Below are 6,061 nucleotides of genomic sequence, written 5' to 3' on the forward strand. Positions count from 1 at the left end.
AGGCGGCAAGTTTACCTTGCCTTGCAGGCGGCGTCAGGCCTGACCGTCGATCGGCGGCGGCTTCTTCGCGGGCTCGCCCGCTCCCACACGGATCGCACTGGTTTCAGGTTCCGTGCAAACCCTGTGGAAGCAGGCGCCGCCGGCTCAGCGGGTATTACTTGTCAGCGTGGTACGCCGCATCAGCCGTCTCGAAGCGCTGCACCATCGCCTGCGAAGGGCTGCCCAGCTTGCTCACCACGAAGATGGCAATGCTCGCCAGCAGGAAGCCCGGGATGATTTCGTACAGGCCCCAGACATCGATCTGCTTCCACAGGATCACGGTCAGTGCACCGACCACGATACCGGCCAGCGCGCCGTTACGGGTCATGCCTTTCCACAGGACCGAAATCAGCACCACCGGGCCGAAGGCTGCACCGAAGCCGGCCCAGGCATAGGCCACCAGGCCCAGCACACGGTTTTCCGGGTTGGCCGCCATGGCGATGGCGATCAGGGCCACGGCCAGCACCATCAGGCGGCCGACCCACACCAGCTCACGCTGCGACGCATGCTTGCGCAGGAAGGCTTTGTAGAAGTCTTCGGTCAGGGCACTGGAGCAGACCAGCAACTGGCAGCTCAGGGTGCTCATCACCGCCGCCAGAATGGCCGACAGCAATACGCCGGCAATCCAGGGGTTGAACAGAATCTTCGCCAGCTCGATGAACACGCGCTCGTGGTTTTCGGTAACCGGGCCAGCCAGATCAGGGTTGGCCGAGAAATAGGCGATGCCGAAGAAGCCCACGGCGCAGGTACCGGCCAGGCACAGGATCATCCAGGCCATGGAGATGCGGCGGGCGTTGGCAATCGACTTCACAGAGTCGGCCGCCATGAAGCGCGCCAGGATGTGTGGTTGGCCGAAATAGCCCAGGCCCCAACCCATCAGCGAGATGATGCCGATGAAGGTTGCGCCTTTGAACATGTCGAAGTTGGCCGGATTGACCGCCTCGATGGCCGCAAAGGTAGTGTCGAAGCCACCTGTGGAGATCAGCACGATCACCGGTGTGAGGATCAACGCGAAGATCATCAGCGACGCCTGCACCGTGTCGGTCCAGCTCACCGCCAGGAAGCCACCCACGAAGGTGTAGGCGATGGTAGCGGCAGCGCCAGCCCACAAGGCGGTTTCGTAGGGCATGCCGAAGGTGCTTTCGAACAGACGGGCACCGGCAACGATGCCGGAAGCGCAGTAGATGGTGAAGAAAACCAGGATGACGATGGCGGAAATGATGCGCAGCAAGCCGCTATTGTCGTCGAAACGGCTGGAGAAATAGTCCGGCAGGGTCAACGCGTCACCGTTGTGCTCGGTTTGCACGCGCAGGCGACCGGCCACGAACAGCCAGTTCAGGTAGGCACCCACGGTCAGGCCGATGGCGATCCAGGCCTCGGACAGGCCAGCGAAGTAGATGGCGCCCGGCAGGCCCATCAGCAGCCAGCCACTCATGTCGGAAGCACCGGCAGACAGTGCGGTTACCACGCTGCCCAGGCTGCGCCCGCCCAGAATGTAGTCGGAAAGGTTGTTGGTGGAGCGATAGGCGGCGAAGCCGATCAGCACCATTGCCGCGATGTAGATCACGAAGGTGATCGTTAGTGGGTTGCCCATGTGTGTGCCCTGGCGTTTGTTTTTATCTCATGCACAACCGCAGCGTTTGGGGTTGCACCCAGGCGGCGAATGCTATGCAACAACGCAAACTGGGTGCAACCATTTTTCATTTGCAAGTTGCACCTGCCCGTGCATTTTCCGACGAAGCCGATTTCTTGCCCCTTTTTGGAGCGAGGAGGTCGTTTTCGCGATTGGACCGCGCCAAAAACGACCCTTCGTCCTATCCGAAAATCACTGTCGGACGAGTTGCACCTTTTCCTCGAAAAATTCGGGTTGCACCTGGTTGCACCCGAATTGTCCTACAGCTAATCTTGGCGCCAGCTTAGGCCACAGCCGTGGCAATAACGAGGATAAGAAATGGCGACGACCACCCTTGGGGTCAAACTCGATGACCCTACCCGTGAGCGACTCAAGGCAGCAGCGCAGTCGATAGACCGCACGCCGCACTGGTTGATCAAGCAGGCGATCTTCAATTACCTGGAGAAGCTCGAGGGTGGCGCGACCCTGAACGACCTCAACGGCCATGCCGGCAGCCTGGCCGATGACGCCGGCGAGGTCCAGCCTGACCATGGTCACCAGTGCTTCCTGGAATTCGCCGAGAGCATCCTGCCCCAGTCGGTACTGCGCTCGGCCATTACCGCCGCATACCGCCGCCCCGAGCAGGAAGTGGTACCGATGTTGCTGGAACAGGCGCGCCTCAGCGCACCGCTGGCCGAGGCGACCAACAAGCTGGCCGCCGGCATTGCCGAGAAACTGCGCAACCAGAAAAGCGCCGGCGGCCGGGCGGGCATCGTTCAGGGCCTGCTGCAGGAGTTCTCGCTGTCTTCGCAGGAAGGCGTGGCCCTGATGTGCCTGGCCGAAGCCCTGCTGCGCATCCCCGACAAGGGCACCCGTGACGCACTGATCCGCGACAAGATCAGCAACGGCAACTGGCAGCCGCACCTGGGCAACAGCCCGTCGCTGTTCGTCAACGCCGCCACCTGGGGCCTGCTGCTGACCGGCAAGCTGGTCAGCACGCACAACGAAGCCGGCCTCACCTCCTCGCTCACCCGCATCATCGGCAAGAGCGGCGAGCCGATGATCCGCAAGGGTGTCGACATGGCCATGCGCCTGATGGGCGAGCAGTTCGTCACGGGCGAAACCATTGCCGAAGCCCTGGCCAATGCCAGCCGTTTCGAGGCCAAGGGCTTCCGTTATTCCTACGACATGCTCGGCGAGGCCGCCCTCACCGAGCACGACGCGCAGAAATACCTGGCGTCCTACGAGCAGGCCATCCACTCGATCGGCAAGGCTTCGCATGGCCGCGGCATCTATGAAGGCCCAGGCATCTCGATCAAGCTGTCGGCGCTGCACCCGCGCTACAGCCGGGCCCAGTACGAGCGGGTGATGGAAGAGCTGTACCCGCGCCTGCTGTCGCTGACCTTGCTGGCCAAGCAATACGACATCGGCCTGAACATCGACGCCGAGGAAGCCGACCGCCTGGAGCTGTCGCTGGACCTGCTCGAGCGCCTGTGCTTCGAGCCGGCGCTGGCTGGCTGGAACGGCATCGGCTTCGTCATCCAGGCCTACCAGAAGCGCTGCCCGTACGTGATCGACTACGTTATCGACCTGGCCAAGCGCAGCCGCCACCGCCTGATGATCCGCCTGGTCAAAGGTGCCTACTGGGACAGCGAGATCAAGCGCGCCCAGGTCGAGGGGCTGGAGGGCTACCCGGTATACACGCGCAAGGTGTACACCGACGTGTCCTACGTGGCCTGCGCACGCAAGCTGCTGGCCGTACCCGAGGCCATCTACCCGCAATTCGCCACCCACAACGCCCACACCCTGTCGGCCATCTACCATATTGCCGGGCAGAACTATTACCCGGGCCAGTACGAGTTCCAGTGCCTGCACGGCATGGGCGAGCCCCTGTACGAGCAGGTGGTCGGCAAGCTGGCCGATGGCAAGCTGAACCGCCCATGCCGCGTCTATGCTCCGGTGGGCACCCACGAAACGTTGCTGGCCTACCTGGTGCGTCGCCTGCTGGAAAACGGCGCCAACACCTCGTTCGTCAACCGCATTGCCGACCACTCGATCTCGATCCAGGAACTGGTCGCCGACCCAGTCGCCAGCATCGAACGCATGGGCACCCAAGAGGGCAGCATCGGCCTGCCGCACCCGCGCATCCCATTGCCGCGTGACCTGTATGGCAGCGAACGGGCCAACTCGGCCGGTATCGACATGGCCAACGAGCACCGCCTGGCTTCGCTGTCCTGCGCCATGCTGGCCACCGCTCACAATGACTGGAAAGCCGCCCCGCTGCTGGCCTGCGCCGCCAGTGAGTCGGCTGCGGTAGCGGTGCTGAACCCGGCAGACCACCGCGATGTGGTTGGCCATGTGCAGGAAGCCACGGTCGCCGACGTGGACAATGCCATCCAGTGCGCCATCAACGCGGCGCCGATCTGGCAGGCGACCCCGCCGGCAGAGCGCGCCGCGATTCTGGAGCGTACCGCCGACCTGATGGAGGCAGAAATCCAGCCGTTGATGGGGCTGCTGATTCGCGAAGCCGGCAAGACCTTTGCCAACGCCATCGCCGAAGTGCGCGAGGCGGTGGACTTCCTGCGCTACTACGCGGTGCAGGCCCGCAACGACTTCAGCAATGACGCGCACCGCCCGCTGGGGCCGGTGGTCTGCATCAGCCCATGGAACTTCCCGCTGGCGATTTTCACCGGCCAGGTAGCCGCAGCCCTGGCTGCCGGCAACCCGGTACTGGCCAAGCCTGCCGAACAGACCCCACTGATCGCCGCGCAGGCCGTGCGCCTGTTACTGGAAGCCGGCATTCCGGAAGGTGTACTGCAGTTGCTGCCAGGGCGCGGTGAAACCGTGGGTGCCGGCCTGGTCGGTGACGAGCGGGTCAAAGGCGTGATGTTCACTGGCTCCACCGAAGTCGCGCGCCTGCTGCAGCGCAACGTCGCCGGCCGCCTGGACAACCAGGGGCGGCCGATCCCGCTGATCGCCGAAACCGGTGGCCAGAACGCCATGATCGTCGACTCTTCTGCGCTCACCGAGCAAGTGGTGATCGACGTGGTATCGTCGGCCTTCGACAGTGCCGGCCAGCGTTGCTCGGCCCTGCGTGTGCTGTGCCTGCAGGAAGACTCCGCCGACCGCGTGATCGAAATGCTCAAGGGGGCCATGGCTGAAAGCCGCCTGGGCTGCCCGGACCGCCTGGCAGTGGACATTGGCCCGGTGATCGACGCCGAAGCCAAGGCCGGTATCGAGAAGCACATCCAGGGCATGCGTGAAAAAGGCCGCTCGGTCTACCAGGTCGCGATCGCCGATGCCGCCGAAATCAAGCGCGGCACCTTCGTCATGCCGACCCTGATCGAGCTGGACAGCTTCGACGAGCTGAAGCGTGAAATCTTCGGCCCAGTGCTGCACGTGGTGCGCTACAACCGCCGCAACCTCGACCAGTTGATCGAGCAGATCAACAACTCCGGCTATGGCCTGACCCTCGGCGTGCACACACGCATCGACGAGACCATCGCCAAGGTGGTGGAAACCGCCAACGCCGGCAACATGTACGTCAACCGCAACATCGTTGGCGCCGTGGTAGGCGTGCAGCCCTTCGGTGGTGAAGGCCTGTCTGGTACCGGCCCGAAAGCCGGCGGCCCGCTGTACCTGTATCGCCTGCTGTCGACCCGCCCGGCCGACGCGATTGGCCGCCACTTCCAGCAACAGGATGGCGAAGGCAAGCCGGACCGTACCCTGCATGAGCAACTGGTGAAGCCGCTGCACGGTTTGAAGGCCTGGGCCGAGAGCAATCAGCTGGCCGACCTGGCCGCGCTGTGCGACCAGTTCGCTGGCCAGTCGCAGAGCGGCATCGCCCGCCTGCTGCCAGGCCCGACCGGTGAGCGCAACAGCTACACCATCCTGCCGCGCGAGCATGTGCTGTGCCTGGCGGATAATGAAACCGACCTGCTGGCGCAGCTCGCCGCGGTGCTGGCTGTTGGCAGCTCGGCGGTGTGGGCTGACAGCGAACCGGGCAAGGCCTTGCGCGCGCGCCTGCCGCGTGAGTTGCAGGCCAAGGTGAAGCTGGTGGCGGACTGGAACAAGGATGAAGTGGCGTTCGACGCCGTGATCCACCATGGCGACTCGGACCAGCTGCGTGGCGTTTGCCAGCAGGTGGCCAAGCGTGGCGGGGCGATCGTGGGTGTGCACGGGTTGTCCAGCGGGGATCATCAGATTGCGCTGGAGCGGCTGGTGATTGAGCGCGCGGTTAGTGTGAATACTGCGGCGGCCGGTGGTAACGCCAGCTTGATGACGATTGGCTGAGGCTGAGGGTTGTTGAGGGAAAGGGAGAGCTTTGGCTCTCCTTTTTTATGGGTGTCCGCCTTGAGATTGGGGGTGGGTTGACAGGTGACCGACACAACATTTTCAGCGCCTGTGAGA

2 protein-coding genes are annotated in these 6,061 nt (G+C 63.8%); one reads left to right on the forward strand and one right to left on the reverse strand.

What is annotated here, in order from left to right; all coding sequences use genetic code 11:
* Positions 1-154 precede the first annotated feature (154 nt).
* Positions 155-1,633 (reverse strand): sodium/proline symporter PutP, encoded by a 1,479-nt coding sequence (gene putP, locus G1E_RS20455; protein WP_009681355.1) that lies wholly within the window; start codon positions 1,631-1,633, stop codon positions 155-157.
* 357 nt (positions 1,634-1,990) lie between these two features.
* Here putP and putA point away from each other — a divergent pair, with 357 nt between their 5' ends.
* Positions 1,991-5,944, forward strand: a complete 3,954-nt coding sequence (gene putA / locus G1E_RS20460) for a trifunctional transcriptional regulator/proline dehydrogenase/L-glutamate gamma-semialdehyde dehydrogenase (protein WP_047150061.1) — start codon at positions 1,991-1,993, stop codon at positions 5,942-5,944.
* The last annotated feature ends 117 nt before the right edge of the window (positions 5,945-6,061 follow it).

The sequence above is a fragment of the Pseudomonas sp. TJI-51 genome (genome assembly GCF_000190455.2).
GTDB lineage: Bacteria > Pseudomonadota > Gammaproteobacteria > Pseudomonadales > Pseudomonadaceae > Aquipseudomonas > Aquipseudomonas juntendi.

What these genes read in the sequence shown, in the direction of transcription:
- putP (WP_009681355.1), bottom strand. Translation starts at nt 1,633, where the DNA reads ATGGGCAACCCACTAACGATCACCTTCGTGATCTACATCGCGGCAATG.
- putA (WP_047150061.1), top strand. Translation starts at nt 1,991, where the DNA reads ATGGCGACGACCACCCTTGGGGTCAAACTCGATGACCCTACCCGTGAG.